General features: G+C 68.2%; 16 protein-coding genes. 10 read left to right on the plus strand and 6 right to left on the minus strand.

Going from position 1 to position 12,853, the window contains the following annotated elements:
* Positions 1 to 17: 17 nt before the first annotated feature.
* The 3 genes from FK531_RS11975 to FK531_RS22375 all read left to right on the plus strand — a co-directional run bounded on the left by FK531_RS11975 (position 18) and on the right by FK531_RS22375 (position 2,978).
* Positions 18 to 1,565, plus strand: coding sequence for a flavin-containing monooxygenase (locus FK531_RS11975; RefSeq protein WP_435531042.1), 1,548 nt, complete (start codon positions 18 to 20; stop codon positions 1,563 to 1,565).
* Positions 1,566 to 1,671: 106 nt separating this feature from the next.
* On the plus strand, positions 1,672 to 2,352 hold the full coding sequence (locus tag FK531_RS11980) for a TetR/AcrR family transcriptional regulator (protein WP_142099483.1): 681 nt from the start codon (positions 1,672 to 1,674) through the stop codon (positions 2,350 to 2,352).
* Complete coding sequence (locus FK531_RS22375) at positions 2,349 to 2,978, plus strand: TetR/AcrR family transcriptional regulator (RefSeq protein WP_181762920.1); 630 nt, start codon at positions 2,349 to 2,351, stop codon at positions 2,976 to 2,978. The genes FK531_RS11980 and FK531_RS22375 overlap by 4 nt, the downstream gene beginning before the upstream one ends.
* A 10-nt stretch (positions 2,979 to 2,988) precedes the next feature.
* On the opposite strand, the gene FK531_RS11990 is transcribed toward FK531_RS22375, so the two are convergent.
* Both FK531_RS11990 and FK531_RS11995 read right to left on the minus strand, forming a co-directional pair.
* On the minus strand, positions 2,989 to 3,318 hold the full coding sequence (locus FK531_RS11990) for a DUF4873 domain-containing protein (protein WP_142099486.1): 330 nt from the start codon (positions 3,316 to 3,318) through the stop codon (positions 2,989 to 2,991).
* A 48-nt stretch (positions 3,319 to 3,366) separates the two neighbouring features.
* Complete coding sequence (locus FK531_RS11995) at positions 3,367 to 4,002, minus strand: TetR/AcrR family transcriptional regulator (protein ID WP_435531048.1); 636 nt, start codon at positions 4,000 to 4,002, stop codon at positions 3,367 to 3,369.
* Positions 4,003 to 4,247: 245 nt separating this feature from the next.
* Here FK531_RS11995 and FK531_RS12000 point away from each other — a divergent pair, with 245 nt between their 5' ends.
* The 6 genes from FK531_RS12000 to FK531_RS12025 all read left to right on the plus strand — a co-directional run bounded on the left by FK531_RS12000 (position 4,248) and on the right by FK531_RS12025 (position 9,407).
* Positions 4,248 to 5,510 (plus strand): DUF445 domain-containing protein, encoded by a 1,263-nt coding sequence (locus FK531_RS12000; RefSeq protein WP_142099619.1) that lies wholly within the window; start codon positions 4,248 to 4,250, stop codon positions 5,508 to 5,510.
* An 85-nt stretch (positions 5,511 to 5,595) separates the two neighbouring features.
* Complete coding sequence (locus FK531_RS12005; protein WP_142099490.1) at positions 5,596 to 6,033, plus strand: helix-turn-helix domain-containing protein; 438 nt, start codon at positions 5,596 to 5,598, stop codon at positions 6,031 to 6,033.
* On the plus strand, positions 6,026 to 6,847 hold the full coding sequence (locus tag FK531_RS12010) for a heparin-binding hemagglutinin (protein ID WP_142099492.1): 822 nt from the start codon (positions 6,026 to 6,028) through the stop codon (positions 6,845 to 6,847). The genes FK531_RS12005 and FK531_RS12010 overlap by 8 nt, the downstream gene beginning before the upstream one ends.
* A 58-nt stretch (positions 6,848 to 6,905) precedes the next feature.
* Positions 6,906 to 7,205 carry a DUF2516 family protein gene (locus FK531_RS12015; RefSeq protein ID WP_435531043.1) on the plus strand — a complete coding sequence of 100 codons (300 nt, stop codon included), beginning with the start codon at positions 6,906 to 6,908 and terminating at the stop codon, positions 7,203 to 7,205.
* 160 nt (positions 7,206 to 7,365) lie between these two features.
* Positions 7,366 to 8,274: an AurF N-oxygenase family protein gene (locus FK531_RS12020; RefSeq protein ID WP_142099496.1), complete on the plus strand. Its 909-nt coding sequence runs from the start codon at positions 7,366 to 7,368 to the stop codon at positions 8,272 to 8,274.
* A gap of 104 nt (positions 8,275 to 8,378) precedes the next feature.
* Positions 8,379 to 9,407 carry an alpha/beta fold hydrolase gene (locus tag FK531_RS12025; protein ID WP_142099497.1) on the plus strand — a complete coding sequence of 343 codons (1,029 nt, stop codon included), beginning with the start codon at positions 8,379 to 8,381 and terminating at the stop codon, positions 9,405 to 9,407.
* A gap of 9 nt (positions 9,408 to 9,416) precedes the next feature.
* On the opposite strand, the gene purU is transcribed toward FK531_RS12025, so the two are convergent.
* From purU to FK531_RS12040, 3 genes are read right to left on the minus strand one after another with little or no spacing between them, the layout of a single operon-like run.
* Positions 9,417 to 10,307, minus strand: a complete 891-nt coding sequence (purU, locus tag FK531_RS12030) for a formyltetrahydrofolate deformylase (protein ID WP_142099499.1) — start codon at positions 10,305 to 10,307, stop codon at positions 9,417 to 9,419.
* 17 nt (positions 10,308 to 10,324) lie between these two features.
* The gene (locus FK531_RS12035) at positions 10,325 to 11,164 is read right to left on the minus strand and encodes a class I SAM-dependent methyltransferase (protein ID WP_142099501.1); all 840 of its coding nucleotides are present in this window, start codon (positions 11,162 to 11,164) and stop codon (positions 10,325 to 10,327) included.
* 28 nt (positions 11,165 to 11,192) lie between these two features.
* Positions 11,193 to 11,711 carry a GNAT family N-acetyltransferase gene (locus FK531_RS12040; RefSeq protein WP_142099503.1) on the minus strand — a complete coding sequence of 173 codons (519 nt, stop codon included), beginning with the start codon at positions 11,709 to 11,711 and terminating at the stop codon, positions 11,193 to 11,195.
* A gap of 67 nt (positions 11,712 to 11,778) precedes the next feature.
* Here FK531_RS12040 and deoC point away from each other — a divergent pair, with 67 nt between their 5' ends.
* Positions 11,779 to 12,441 carry a deoxyribose-phosphate aldolase gene (gene deoC, locus FK531_RS12045; RefSeq protein WP_142099505.1) on the plus strand — a complete coding sequence of 221 codons (663 nt, stop codon included), beginning with the start codon at positions 11,779 to 11,781 and terminating at the stop codon, positions 12,439 to 12,441.
* Between the two features lie 27 nt (positions 12,442 to 12,468).
* Here deoC and FK531_RS12050 read toward each other — a convergent pair.
* The coding region (locus FK531_RS12050; protein ID WP_181762921.1) for an HNH endonuclease at positions 12,469 to 12,853 on the minus strand (385 nt) is incomplete at its 5' end.

A 12,853-nucleotide genomic window follows, 5' to 3' on the forward strand; every position in this document is an offset into this window, starting at 1 on the left:
CCGAGGAGGGTCCCACCGTGGTCGCCGACATCCATCCTGTTGGAACGGGTAAGTCGGAGAAGCGAATTCACCGGACCGGGGTGCTCGTCATCGGGTCCGGCTTCTCCGGGCTCGGGATGGCCATCCAGTTGCGGAAGGCCGGGCGCTCCGACTTCGTGGTGCTCGAGAAGGCGGACGATGTGGGCGGGACCTGGCGGGAGAACACCTATCCCGGTTGTGCCTGTGACGTGCCCTCGCACATGTACTCCTTCTCGTTCGAGCCGAACCCCGGCTGGTCGAAGCTGTGGTCGGGACAGGCCGAGATCCTCGACTACCTGCGTGGGCTCGCCGACAAGTACGACCTGCGCCGCAACATCCACTTCGGCAGACGGACCACCGGCGGCTACTGGGACGGGGTCGAGAACCGTTGGCACGTGCGCACCGACGACGGTTCGGAGTACGTGGCCCAGTACCTCGTCTCCGGCATCGGTGCGCTGCACGTGCCGAGCGTCCCGGACCTGCCGGGAATCGAGAACTTCGGCGGTGTGGCCTTCCACTCGGCCCGCTGGAACCACGACTACGACCTCGCCGGCAAGAAGGTCGCAGTGATCGGGACCGGGGCCAGCGCGATCCAGTTCGTGCCCGAGATCGTCGACCGGGTCGGACAGTTGCAGCTGTACCAGCGCACACCGGCCTGGGTGGTGCCGCGCAAGAACTTCTCCCTCCCGCCGCGCGCGCAGCGGGTGTTCCGGCGGGTGCCGCTGGTGCGCCGAGCCTTCCGCAACGTCATCTACTGGATCTCGGAAGGGTTGGCGATCGGACTCAACGGGCACGCCAACCTGATGGCACCGCTCGAGAAGGTGGCGAAGAAGAACATCGCCAGGGCGATCGAGGATCCGGAGTTGCAGCGCAAGCTGACGCCCCACTACCGGATCGGATGCAAGCGCATTCTCTGGTCCGACGACTACTACCCGGCGTTGGCCAAGTCCAACGTCGAGATCGTCACCGACCGGATCGAAAGGGTCACCGAGGGTGGCGTGGTGACCGCGGACGGCACCGAACGCGACGTGGACGCCATCATCTACGGCACGGGCTTCCACGTAACCGACGGGTTCGACAGCATGAACGTCGTCGGTGTCGACGGTCGGCAGTTGGTGCCGTACTGGAACGAGCACGGTATCGCGACACACCTCGGCATCACCACCGAGGGATTTCCGAATGCCTTCTTCCTGCTCGGTCCGAACACCGGCCTCGGACACAACTCTGTCGTGTTCATGATCGAGCAACAGATCCGCTACGTCATGGCGGCGATACGAGTCGTCGACGACGCGGGCGCCGAGGCGCTCACGGTGCGACGAGCCGCGCAGGACCGCTTCAACACGGACATCCAGCGCAGGCTGTCCAAGGGTGTGTGGACGAACGGTGGCTGCGTGAGCTGGTACCTCGACGCCAAGGGAGTGAACCGCACCATCTGGCCGGGTTTCACCTGGCAGTACTGGCTACGTACCCGCAAGGTCGACCCGGCCGACTTCGACCTGATCGGCGCCCGGCCGGCGTCGGCATCCGGTGTTGCATCCGGTAATTGAATTCTCGGTAATCGTTCAACAGTTCGGCCAGGACGGCTTGTTAGGGTGGTCGTCGACTGCTGACGGAGGACGATGACGCTGGCGCGCGTCGCAGAACGGAGTTGCGTTGTCTCGGACACCCGGCGGGCCGGTTCCGCCCCGCCGGGGACGACCGCCGACGGTTGGGCTCACCGAGCAGCGTCGCGAGCAGATCCTGTCGGCCGCGATGGACATGTTCGCTGTCCGCGGCTACGACGGCACCACCGCGGCACAACTGGCCGCGCATGCCGGTATGGGCATGGGCACGCTGTACCGCTACTTCGGGAGCAAGCGCGAGATCCTCGATCAGGTCGTCGACCGGTGCGTCGGCGAGATGCTCGAGGCGCTCGAGCGACGGTCAGTGCTGCGGCCGCCCGACTCGCCGGCCGGTCTGGTCGACCGGATTCGCGACCTGTCCGAAGTGCTCTTCGGGATGGTCGCGTCCGCGCCGCGGACCCTGCGGCTGCTGCTGGTCGAGGCCAACTCCATCGAGGACGAGCGGGGCCGCCGGCTGATGCGTGGCGAGCGGGAGCTCGCGGCGATCGTCGCGCGTCTGCTCGACCACGGGATCGCGGACGGCTGGCTGCGCCGCGACCTGGACACGAGCGCGCTCAGTCACGCGATCATCGCGCTGACCTGGCCGGGGTTGCTCCGAGGTGTCAGCAGTGGGCACCGTGCGGTCGATGCCGACCGGTACACCGATGCAGTGGTCGGGCTCGTCACCTTCGGCCTACGGGCGCCGTCCCGTGTCCCGGAGCCGGCTCGGTGACCGCCGAGACTCTGGGTCGGGGTTCTCGCCGCGAGGCGCTGGTGCGTGCCGCATCCGAGGTCTTCGTCGAACGCGGCTACGGCAACTGCGGCGTGGCCGAGGTGGTCGCGGTGGCAGGTCTCGGCCACGGCACCTTCTACAACTACTTCTCCAGCAAGCGCGACATCCTCGACGCGGTGATCGACCGTGGCTTCACGCTGATCCGCGCACAGCTGACGGACGTCCGTCTCGAGGATACCGACGGACTCGACGAGTTCTTCGACCGCTTCCAGCTCGTCCTCGAACGACTGAATTCACTGGTGCGTCAGGATTCTGCGCTGGTGCGGTTCGTCCTCTTCGACGCACCCGCAGTGGACCCCGCGCTGATCGACCGGCTGCAGCGTGAGCTCGCGCGGTGCGGATCGATCGCGGCCGGGTCGCTCGCCGAACTTCGGCCGGGCGACCTGAGCGCAGGGGTCGACCTCGAACTGGTCGGTGAGGCGATGACCTCGGCATTGTTGCTGGCCGCGGTCATACCGCTCGACGAGGACGGTGGGCCGCGCTCTGACGAGAGCCTCGCCCGACCGTTGGTGCAGCTGATGCGCGGCGGTATCGGGACCTACGGGATCGGGGCGCAGCGCGGGTGAACTGCCACCGCTAGAGCAACCCCTCGGTGTCCTCCATCGCAGTGAACGGCCGCTTCGACTCGCCCTCGACCATGTGGCTGCCCCACAGGTCGACCGCGGTCACGCGAGCGGTCCCGACGCCCTCCGGTGTCTCGATCTCGAGTTCGGTGCCGGGGTCGACGGTGACGTCCGGACCGAGCGCATCGGTCAGTCCGCGGACGCGACCGTGCCACACGTACCGGCCGCTGATCGGTTCGAAATTGCCGGCGAGCTGTACGTCCAGCGCGAGGGTCGGGTGGTCGCCGATGGTGACCAGGGCCTTGCCTGCGTAGCCGTCCGGCTCGTCGTCGAAGTCGTTCACTTCGCCAGGTTACCTGTTACTGCAAGTAACAACAAGGCCAGCTCGGGCTCAGAGGCCGCTGTCGGTGTCCTCCGGGACCAGCGGGTGCGGCATCGACTTGAACCGGACGGGCGAGCCCGCGACCGCCGCGATCCCGGTGATGCCGCCCCAGGTCATCATCGTCAGGTAGTCGATCAGATCCTCGGCGGTCATCGACTTGTTCGAGATCCACCAGTGCGTGGCCAACTGGACGGCACCGACGATGCCGTAGGCCCAGGGCAGCGCGCCGCCGGAGTCCATCTCCATCTGGCGCAGTCGCTCGCCGAGGACTGCGGAGAGCAGTTCGGCGATCATCCGCTCGGACTCGGCCACCACGTCCCGGTTCGCGCCCGCGCTGTTGGCCATCACGTACAGGTAGACCTCGGGATCCTCGGCCACCGTCTCGACGTACGCGGTGATCGCGACCCGGGCGAGCTCGTACTCGTCCATGTCGCTGCCGATGGCGGCGTACATCCGCGGCGCGAGGACCGTCTCGACGTAGCGCGTCATCGTCGCACTGGTGAGGTCGCTCTTGTCGTTGAAGTAGCGATACAGAACCGTCTTCGATACGCCGATCTCGGATGCGATCTCGTCCATGCCGATGTCGCGGCCGCGGGCCCGGATCGCCGCGATCGTGCCGTCGACGAGTTCCTCGCGCCGCGCGATCTTGTGCTCGCGCCAGCGGCGCTTGCGCCCGTCGGGCTTTTCGACCGCTTTCTCGGACGACTCGGGGGTGTCCTTCTCGGGCGACTCGGGGGTGTTGTCGCCGGGTTCGGTCGGTGCTGTCTTCTTCGGCACTGGGTTTTGCCACATCCGTTCGATCGATCTTCAGGCTCAGCTTAGTGGTGCCTGCCTGGTGGAGTCGGGGATCATCGCGGTGTCGCGCAGAATTTCGGCACAATGGCCGGGTGATGCAGTTGTTGAGCGGGGACGACACGGCGAAACGTCGGGACCTTCGCAAGATGAAGGCGCTCGCCTCCGCGTTCCTGGTGCTGGCCACCGCGGTGTACCTGTTCTGCCGCTGGCAGGAGACCCGCGGAGCGGGCCCGTGGGTCGGGTACGTGCGTGCGGCCTCGGAGGCGGGCATGGTCGGCGCGCTCGCGGACTGGTTTGCAGTCACCGCACTGTTCCGGCATCCGTTGGGTCTGCCGATCCCGCACACGGCGATCATCAAGAAGAAGAAGGATCAGCTCGGGTCCAGCCTGAGCAGCTTCGTCGGCGAGAACTTCCTGGCGCCGGAAGTCGTGTCGCAGAAGGTGGAGGCCGCCCAGATCCCACTGCGGGTGGGCACGTGGATGGCAGAGCCCGAGCATGCCGCCAGGGTGGCCGCCGAGACCGCCACCCTGCTGCGCGGGTTCGTCAGCGTGCTGCGCGACGAGGACATCCAGCAGATCATCGACAGCACGATCGTCCGGCGATTGGCCGAGCCGGCCTGGGGTCCGCCGATCGGCAAGGTGCTCGCCGAACTGCTCGCCGACAACCGGCAGCTGCCGCTGCTCGACCTGCTCGCCGAGCGGGCGCACCAGTGGGCACTGGGCAGTCAGGAGACGATCGACCGGATCATCGACCGGGACAGTCCCGCCTGGTCGCCGAAGTTCGTCGATGCTCTGCTCGGCGAGAAGATCTACAAGGAATTGGTCGAGTTCACCTGGAAGGTGCGCTCGAACCCGCAGCACGAGGTGCGCCTCGCCGCGAACCGCTTCCTGATCGAGTTCGCGAACGACCTGCAGACCGACCCGGTGACCATGGCCAAGGCCGAGAAGGTCAAGACCGAGTTGATGGGCCGCAAGGAGGTCACCGGTGCCGCGGAAGCCGCCTGGAAGGTGGCCAAGCGGATGATCCTCGAATCGGCGGACGACCCGGACAGCACGCTGCGCGGCAAGATCCGCGACACGGTAATGCGTCTGGGCGAGCGACTGCGCGACGAGCCGGAACTGCGCGCCAAGGTGGAGGGCTGGCTCGACAGTGGGGTGCGGTACGTCAGCGCCAACTACACGCAGGAGATCACCGGGGTCATCACCGAGACGGTGGCCCGCTGGGACGCCGAGGAGGCGAGCCGCAAGATCGAGCTGCAAGTGGGCCGGGACCTGCAGTTCATCCGGATCAACGGCACCGTGGTCGGCGCCCTCGCCGGACTCGCGATCTACACGATCTCGCAATTGATGTTCGCCTGACCGTCACCCGACCGCTAACAAGAGTGCTTGCAATAGTTAGCACCCTCCCGTACCGTGGGATTCACCCACAGGGGAGGGAGAGGGCATGACCGACGAACCTCGGGCGACCGGCGACAGCGCCGGTGACGTTGCAGCCCGGGTGGTCAGCTCTGCGGCGCAGGACATCGGCAGCTTCATCAAGGCGCAACGCGAAGCTGCTCAGGTCTCGCTGCGACAGCTGTCGCAGCTGGCCGGCGTCAGTAATCCGTATCTGAGCCAGATCGAGCGCGGGCTGCGCAAGCCGTCCGCCGAGGTGCTCGGGCAGATTGCGAAGGGCCTTCGTGTGTCCTCGGAGGTCCTCTACATGCGGGCTGGATTCCTCGAGCAACGCCCAGCCAGTCCGGTGCGGGATGCCCTGCTCACCGACGTCTCCATCACCGAGCGTCAGAAGCAGGTGCTCCTCGAAATCTACGAATCGTTCCGACGTGAGAACAATCCACGTCCCGAACCTCAGCCCGTTGAACAGGAGAACGAAGATGACTGAGCTCAAAGGTCTCGACAGCGTGAAGACCCCGATCTACGCGGCCGTCGGTGCCGGTGACGTTGTGGTGCAGGCCGTCGCCGACGTCGTCGCCCAGGTCCGTGAGCGCGCCGCCACCGCGGGTGACGACCTCACCGTCGACGTTGCCCGTGAGCGCTTCGAGAAGCTCACCGGTGACCTCACCGACGGCGTCGAGTCGCTCCGCGAGCGCCTCGCGGGCCTGCCCGCCGAGCTGCCCGAGGAGCTCGCCGACCTGCGCGAGAAGTTCTCCGCGGACGAGCTTCGCAAGGTCGCCGAGGCGTACCTCAAGGTGGCCACCGACATCTACACCTCGCTCGCCGAGCGGGGCGAGGAGACCGTCGAGCGCCTGCGCAAGCAGCCCGCCGTCGAGGAGGGCATCGAGCGCGCCGAGTCCGTGCTCGGCGATGCCGCCACTCTGACGGAGGAGGCCCTCGGCACCGTCGCGCGTCAGACCCGGGCCGTGGGTGAGCAGGCCGCCAAGTTCGCCGGCCGCGCCGCGGAGCGGATCAGCGACGTCGCTGACGAGGTCAGCGAGGCTGTTTCCGACGCGGGCGAGTCGGTTGCGAGCCGGTTCGTCGGTGCGGGCGAGAAGGCCGAGGCGACCACCAAGACCGCCGCCGCCAAGGTCGACACTGCCGCGTCGAAGGCCCCGGCCGCGAAGGTTGCCCCGGTCAAGCCCGCGCCGGCCAAGGCTGCGCCCGCGAAGGCCGCCCCGGCCAAGGCCGCCGCCAAGCCGACGACCGTGGTCAAGGCGCCGGCCAAGAAGGCCCCGGCGAAGAAGACCACCGGCCAGTAGGATTCGGACCCGCCGTCGGCCCCCGCGCAGCATGCTGCGCGGGGGCCGCGCCCGTAGAATGGGCCACGTGTATACCGTTCACGGCCTCACGGGCATCATCATGCTCGCACTCCAGCTCGTCGCCCTCGGTGCGGGAGTCTTCGCCGTCTTTCATGCGCTTCGGCAGCGGACCGATGCGTTCACCGCGGTGGAGAAGCTCAGCAAGCCGATCTGGCTGGGCATCCTGATCGCGTCGCTGCTCGTGCTGCTGCTGCCGCTCGGGATGTTCTTCTGGATCATCGCGGTGGTCGCGATCTGCGTGTACCTGGTCGACGTGCGGCCCAGGGTGGACGAGATCCAGCGTGGCCCGCGCTGGTAGCGCGCGGCGAAAATGTATGCGAATTTGAGTCACAGATACCGTTGACAACGGGTATCCCGGCGTCGCATTGTTGAGGTAGTCGGATTGTTCGTGCGCTCCCACGGGTAGGCCTTTCCCGCAGGCGCACGGCATCCGGCGCGAACTCAGCGAGGAGGCCGACATGTCGATCGCCCAATCTCGCCTGACCAGGGCGGGGAGCAGGCAGGAGACCGCCAGCCGACTGCTGGCCTCCGCTGCGCGTAAGTCTTACGACCCGCTCGTCGAGGTCGACTGGGACGCGCCGATCCCCGAGGGCCTGTACGGCATGACCCCGGAGTGGTCCAGCCTCTACGGCACCGAGCTGTGGGCGTCGATGACCGAGGAACAGCGCGTCACCCTCACCAAGCACGAGGCGGCGAGTATCGCGGGCACCGGCATCTGGTTCGAGATGATCCTGATGCAGATGCTGTTGCGCGACATCTACTCGCACGACCCGTCGGAGTCGCACGTCCAGTTCGCACTCACCGAGATCGCCGACGAGTGCAGGCATTCGACGATGTTCGCCAAGTCGGCGCAGCGCTTCGGCATTCCGTCGTACCGGCCCAAGCGGTGGATTCGCGAATCCGCCCGCGCCTTCAAGGCCACCGCGACCGGTTCGCTCGCCTACGGCGGCACGCTGTTCGCCGAGGAGATCCTCGACATGATGCAGCGCGACTTCATGAAGGACGAACGGGTTCAGCCGATCACGAGGACGGTCAGCAGGATCCACGTCCTCGAGGAGGCGCGACACATCAAGTTCGCGCGCGAGGAAACCATCCGCCGCGCCGCGAACATCTCCTGGTTCACCCGGGCCCGGATCCGCCTGGTCCTCGGAGTGACCGCCTACTTCGTCGTCACCAGTCTCGTCAACGACAAGGTGTACGAGGCCGCCGGACTCAACCCGAAGCAGGCGCGTGCCGCGGCGCGGGCGAACAGGCACTACCAGGACAAGATTCGCGAGGGCAGCGCGAAAACCATCGAGTTCCTCGACGAGGTGGGACTGATCGGCGGTCCCTCGGCCCTGCTGCTGCGCCGGGCCCACGTCGTCTGAGCAGCCCCGACGTCAAATCAGCGCAGCCGTCAAATCAGCGCAGCCGTCAGATCAGCGCAGTCATTGCACAGTTCAACCCCTTTCAGCACAACGGAGGTACACAGGTGTCGGAGCGATCACGTGGAACCGCGCGTCGGATTCTCCTCGGGACGGTGGCCGCGAGTGCGGCCGTCGCCGCGGGAGCAGTCGTGCGGTCACGACGCGCACAGGCGGCGCACGCGCTCGGCGCGGAGCCCAACGCCGCGCTACGAGACCCGATCCTGCACCCCGAGACGATCCCGGTGGTCTCGGCGGACGGGCACCCGATCCACACCCTCGCCTACGGCGATCCGGACGCGCCGGTGATCGTGCTCAGCCACGGCTGGACCTGCTCCACGCAGTTCTGGTACCCGCAGGTCAACGCCCTCGCCGACGAGTTCCGGGTGGTCACCTACGACCAGCGTGGCCATGGCCGCACCGGTCTCGGTCCGACGCCTCTGGCCCCGGCCCTGCTCGGGGACGACCTGGACGCGGTGCTGAGCGCGACCGTTCCGGAGGGTCGCAAAGCCGTCGTCGTCGGGCACAGCATGGGCGGCATGTCGATCATGTCCTGGGCGCTGAAGTACCCGGAGCGGGTGCAGCAGAAGGCTCGCGCCGTCATGCTCGCGAGCACCGGTCCGGACCGCCTCGTGGCCGAGACGACCGTCATCCCGCTGCCGAAGCGCGCGCCCGCCGTCCCGGTGCCGGTGGGTCGGGCGATCCTCGGGTCGAAGGCGCCGCTGATCGCGCCGTCCCCGTTGACCCGGAGGGGAGTCCAGTACGTCGCGATGGCTGCCGGCTCGACCCGTGAGGAGATCGACTTCTGCGTCCGCATCGTGCAGGACTGCAGCCCGGCCACCCGCGGCGGCTGGGGGCGGGCGCTGAGCACCCTCGATATCGGGGCCTCGCTGGACAACCTGACCGTGCCGACCACGGTGCTGGTCGGCACCGCCGACCGGTTGACGCCACCCGTGCACTCGGTGCGGATGAGCGACCGCCTCGACGCCGCCGGCCACCTGCAGCGGCTGATCAGGCTGCCGGGCATCGGTCACATGAGCACCATCGAGGCGCCCGCCGCGGTGAACGCAGAGATCGTGCGGCTGGCGCGCCTGTGAGTCAGCTGGTCAGCTGAAGACGACGGTCTTGCGGCCGTGCACGAGGACCCGGTCCTCGAGGTGCCACCGCAGGCCGCGCGAGAGCACCAGCTTCTCGATGTCGCGGCCCTGCCGAACCATGTCGCGGACCTCGTCGGAGTGGTCCACCCGGATCACGTCCTGCTCGATGATCGGTCCCGCGTCCAGTTCGGCGGTCACGTAGTGGCAGGTCGCGCCGATCAGCTTCACGCCCCGGGCGAATGCCTGGTGGTACGGCTTCGCTCCCACGAAGGAGGGCAGGAAGCTGTGGTGGATGTTGATCGCGCGGCCCGCCCAGTGCTCGCACAGCTCGGCGGGTAGCACCTGCATGAATCGCGCCAGCACCACGGCGTGCGGGTCGTGCGCGTCGACAAGCTTGCGCACCTGCTCGAATGCCGGTCCTCGTTCGGCGGGGTCCTTCGGGAACGAGACGTAGTGGAAGTCGATGCCGTGTCTGCGCGTGACGTTCTCGAGGTCGCGATGGTTGCCGACCACCGCGCAGATATCCGCAGGGAGCTCGCCGCCCGCGGCTCGTCCGAGGAGGTCGTGCAGGCAGTGGGCCTCCTTGCTCACCAGCAACACCACACGCTTGCGCTCGCCCGAATCCTGCAGCGTCCACTCGGTTTCCGGACCGAGTTCGGCGGCGACCTCGGCGAATCGGGTGCGCAATTCGTCGAGGCCGTACGCGATCGACGAGGCCCGTACTGCCTGCCGGGTGAAGAACCAGCCGGAGTCCGGATCGGCGTGGTAGGCGGCCTCGACGATGGAACCGCCGACCTCGGCGAGGAAGGTCGAGATGGTGGCGACGATGCCGGTGCGGTCGGGCGTGCCGAGTGAGAGCACGTAGCGTCGGTCGTCGTCGGGGGCGGCTGGCCTACTCATGGGTCCAGTGTCGCAGGTCACGGCCGACGATCGACGACGGCCGTCGCGACCAGGGTGCCGAGGTCCAGCGTCTCGACGTCCCGCTCGGTGAGCAGGGTCAGGAACTCCAGCCGGATCGCCTCGACGGTGCCGGCGTCCACACCGATGAGCGGCCCGCGGAAGGCGCTGCCCAGCACGAGCCGCCATGCCAGCTCGGGAGTGGCGGGCAGCCAGTTGGGCAACTCGTTGATCTCGACGTCGACCGCGCCGAATCCGGTGAGCCACGTGCCGAGCGCGTCGGGACTGTCGAGCCTGCGGACCGGGTCGTCCGGGCCCGGGCGGTGGTCCTCGGCAGCGATCCCCGGCACGTGCCGCGCGAGCACCTCGAAGTAGGCGCGCGCGTAGTCCTCGTGTGCGCCCCGGCGCCAGGTGGTGAGCCCGATCTTGCCGCCCGGACGCACCAGATTCACCAACCGGTTCACCGAGTCGTCCATGTGCGGCAGGAAGAAGACGCCGTACGAACTGGACAGCGCGTCGTAACCGGCCTCGGGGACGGTACTCGGCGGCTCCCACGTGGTGGCGTCGGCGCGCACGAAGTCGACGTTGTGCAGGGCGCGATCGGACGCGACGAGCCTGCCCTCCTCGAGCAGGTCGTCGGCGAGGTCGACCGCGTGGACCAAGCCCGTCGGCCCGACCGCCGCGGCAGCGGGGAGTGCGGAGGCGCCCGCACCGGAGCAGACGTCGAGCACGGCGTCGCCGGGTTGGAGCCGCAGTTGGAAGACCAGAGACTGGCCCGCCGGACCCCACACCTGCGGGGTCAGACCGGTGAATTCGGCGGCGCCGGAGTTGAACACGGTGGCGAGGTCGTCGGCACTCATGACGGCAACGGTAGTCGCGGCGGTGCGGTCAGAGGTCGTAGAACGGCTGCGGGTACCGGAACTCGCCGACGAGTTCGGGGGTGTAGGCCTCCAGCGTGCGGACCTGGAAGTGCTCGACCCAGTCGGGCACGCCGGGGTCGATGGACAGCGTCGCCGCCGGCACGAAGCCGAAGCGCGGGTAGTAGTCGAGGTGCCCGAGGAGTGCGACGAGTGGTTCGTCGAGTGCGTCGGCCGCACCGAGGACCGCATGCATCAGTGCCGACCCGATCCCGGCGCCGTGCCGTTCGGTCGGCACACCGATCGGTCCGAGAGCGAGCACGGGGCGACCGTCGAGGGTGGCCCGTGTCAGACACACGTGGCCGACCACGGCGCCGTCCGTCTCGGCCACCAGCGACAGTGTGGGTAGCCAGGCGTCGGATGCGCGCAGGGTATCGACCAGTCCGACCTCCATCGGTTCGGTTCTCGGCGGGTACTGGTCGGCGAAGGCAGAGCGGTGCACTGCCGCGATCGCGTCCACGTCGGTCGGGTGCTCGCGTCGGATCAGCATGTGGGCAGTGTGCGGGGGCGCGCAGTGGGGGCGCAACCGGATTACGGCCTGTGCCAAGCTCGTCGGTATGCCTGATGCCCTCACCCGAGTTCAGGTCGCCGCGATGGTCGACCACACCCTGCTCAAGCCGGAGGCCACGGCCGCCGACGTCGCCGCGCTGATCGACGAGGCCCGCGCGCTCGGCGTGTACGCGGTGTGCGTCTCGCCTTCGATGCTGCCGGTGCGGGCAGACGGGCTGCGGGTGGCCGCGGTCGCGGGATTCCCGTCCGGCAAGCATCACTCGCTGATCAAGGGATCGGAGGCGAGGCTGGCCGTGCAGCAGGGGGCGCACGAGATCGACATGGTGATCGACGTCGGCGCGGCGGTCGCGGGCGACTACAACGCGGTGCTCGCCGACATCCTGACGGTTCGACAGGGAATCGCCGACGAGACGGTGCTCAAGGTGATCCTCGAGACCGCGGCCCTGTCCGACGAGGCGATCGTCGAATGCTGTCTGGCAGCCGAACGCGCCGGTGCGAACTTCGTGAAGACCTCGACCGGGTTCCATCCTGCGGGCGGCGCGAGCGTCGAGGCGGTCCGGCTGATGGCGCAGACCGTCGGCGGCCGACTCGGAGTGAAGGCAAGCGGCGGCATCCGCACCGCCGAGACCGCGCGCGCGATGATCGAGGCGGGCGCGACGCGACTCGGGCTGTCGGGCAGTCGCGCGGTGCTGGAGGGGTTCCCGGACTGAGGACGCTTCATCCGCGACGCGTCGTGTTCACGGGACGTCACCGTCGCCTGGGCTCGGCTCGCCGTGGTTGGTGCCGATGTGGCGGTTCCGCTGTGCGCGGTGTCGCCGTAGGTCCGTGTTCCGGCGTGCTCGGGCACGTCGGAGTGCCTGGGCGAGGAGGTCGTCCAGGTGGTGGCGGTGATTGATGCGCGGTTGTCGGTCGGGGTCGATGTGGGCGGGTGCGATCCACTCGGTGCGGCCGGGATGTTCGGATTCCGGTGGGGCGGTGCGGGTTCTCCACCCCGTGGGTCCGTCCTTGACGAGGGCGTGGCAGGCGTCGCAGGCGAGGTCTTCGTTGGTGATGTCGGTGCCGGCGCCGTGGTTCCACTCTCGGATGTGATGGACGGCGGTCATGGTGGCGGGTGCGTCGCAG

Origin of the sequence: Rhodococcus spelaei, from assembly GCF_006704125.1 — a bacterium.
Taxonomy (GTDB): domain Bacteria; phylum Actinomycetota; class Actinomycetes; order Mycobacteriales; family Mycobacteriaceae; genus Rhodococcus_G; species Rhodococcus_G spelaei.

Coding starts and splice junctions, on each gene's coding strand:
- FK531_RS12000 (WP_142099619.1), top strand. CDS start 4,248: ATGCAGTTGTTGAGCGGGGACGACACGGCGAAACGTCGGGACCTTCGC.
- FK531_RS12010 (WP_142099492.1), top strand. CDS start 6,026: ATGACTGAGCTCAAAGGTCTCGACAGCGTGAAGACCCCGATCTACGCG.
- FK531_RS12020 (WP_142099496.1), top strand. CDS start 7,366: ATGTCGATCGCCCAATCTCGCCTGACCAGGGCGGGGAGCAGGCAGGAG.
- FK531_RS12040 (WP_142099503.1), bottom strand. CDS start 11,711: ATGCTGATCCGACGCGAGCACCCGACCGACGTGGACGCGATCGCGGCA.
- deoC (WP_142099505.1), top strand. CDS start 11,779: ATGCCTGATGCCCTCACCCGAGTTCAGGTCGCCGCGATGGTCGACCAC.
- FK531_RS12005 (WP_142099490.1), top strand. CDS start 5,596: ATGACCGACGAACCTCGGGCGACCGGCGACAGCGCCGGTGACGTTGCA.
- FK531_RS12035 (WP_142099501.1), bottom strand. CDS start 11,164: ATGAGTGCCGACGACCTCGCCACCGTGTTCAACTCCGGCGCCGCCGAA.
- FK531_RS12015 (WP_435531043.1), top strand. CDS start 6,906: ATGGGCCACGTGTATACCGTTCACGGCCTCACGGGCATCATCATGCTC.
- purU (WP_142099499.1), bottom strand. CDS start 10,307: ATGAGTAGGCCAGCCGCCCCCGACGACGACCGACGCTACGTGCTCTCA.